Genomic DNA, 1,351 nt, shown 5'->3' on the forward strand with positions numbered 1-1,351 from the left:
ACCGGCGATTCCAGAACGCTGGGAAACGCCGAAATCTACGCCGCATCAGTCGGTTGCGAGTTTTTCAGGACCGACGAATTATGCATCACGGAATATGTTGCACTTCCCTGCAACAGGTATAGGCGGCAGCAACAAAAAAACAAGCCGACCCCTGACGCAGGACTACTTCTTCATGGGCGTCACGGCGTAATCAACCCATGATTCATGCTCCATATCGAAGTCAGGGTGGCGGTAAGGTCTGCATTGACACCATTACCAACACCAAGTGTGGCCCCTTCTAGTCCCCCGTTTCCCGAAAACCCAAGACCTCCAGAGACACCGCCAAACGTCCCATGTAATGAATTGCTATCGTTTCCCGCCAAGTCGCAAAGGGAGCCCCCCCAGATGCCGCCCGTCATGCTAATGCCGCCGAGACCACCCGCAGCGCCACCAACATCGAAACCCCAAAAGATTCCACTGTCGCGTTCAGCGCCATCGAAAAACCAAAAGGATTCCGCAATGCCGACAGAGAAGCCATGTACGTCAGTGTCCCACAAGCCGAGATTTTGCCCTAAGTTGTTTAGCCAGCCAGCGACTCGGATATTTAGCTGCATGGTAAACGTAACGAGACCGGTTGAATCAATTTTATTTACCGGATCTTGGAGAACATACCCGTAAAAGTTAGCGTCTCCACCGGAAAACAGGATAGGGTCCTTCGCCGTCCACCGCCCCACTTCCGGATCATAGTCCCGCGCCCCGAAGCGCACGAGCCCCGTGTCTGGGTCGTAGAGCCCGCCGGCAAAGCCGAAGGGCTGGAAACCGGGGTTGGTGTCCTCGGTGACCTGGCCGAAGGGACCATAGTCGAGGCGTTGGGCGATGTCGCCGGTGTCGGTGTTGACCACCAGGCGCACGCTGCCGAGGTGGTTGGAGATGAGGCGATACGTGGTGCCGCCCTTGACCATGTAGGCGGGCACGTTCGCCTTGTCGGCGTAGACGAAGCGGGCAGTGACGTTGCCTGCGCCGTCGAGCTCGGCGACGGGGTTGAGCGAGTCGCGGTAGAGCCAGCCTTTGACGAGCTGGCCGTCGACGCGCTTGCCGATGCGGCGGTCCTGGCCGTCGATGACGTACTCGATGTTGGTGCCGTCCGTCAGCGTGACGCCGCGGAGATTGCCCATGGCGTCGTAGTCGTACTCGGTGGTGCCCACCGCGGTCGTCTTCGACGTGCGGTAGCCGGCGGCGTTGTGGGTGTAGGTGGCGCCGCCGTAACTTTCGAGTCGGTCCTGGGCATCGTAGGTGCCGCTGGCATCGCCGAAGGTGCCGGTGTAGGCGGTGCGGTTGCCGTTGGCGTCGTAGCTATAGCCGTGCACCTGGG

The 1,351-nt window shown here is 59.7% G+C and carries 2 protein-coding genes; one reads left to right on the forward strand and one right to left on the reverse strand.

Translation table 11 applies throughout. The features are described from left to right. Positions 1-190: hypothetical protein (locus tag ACPEES_RS23400; protein ID WP_435106922.1), on the forward strand; the 190-nt coding region annotated here is incomplete at its 5' end. Here ACPEES_RS23400 and ACPEES_RS23405 read toward each other — a convergent pair. Beyond that, positions 180-1,351: RHS repeat-associated core domain-containing protein (locus tag ACPEES_RS23405; protein WP_435106924.1), on the reverse strand; the 1,172-nt coding region annotated here is incomplete at its 5' end. The genes ACPEES_RS23400 and ACPEES_RS23405 overlap by 11 nt on opposite strands.

The sequence above is a fragment of the Arhodomonas sp. AD133 genome (assembly GCF_051195215.1).
Taxonomy (GTDB): Bacteria; Pseudomonadota; Gammaproteobacteria; order Nitrococcales; family Nitrococcaceae; genus Arhodomonas.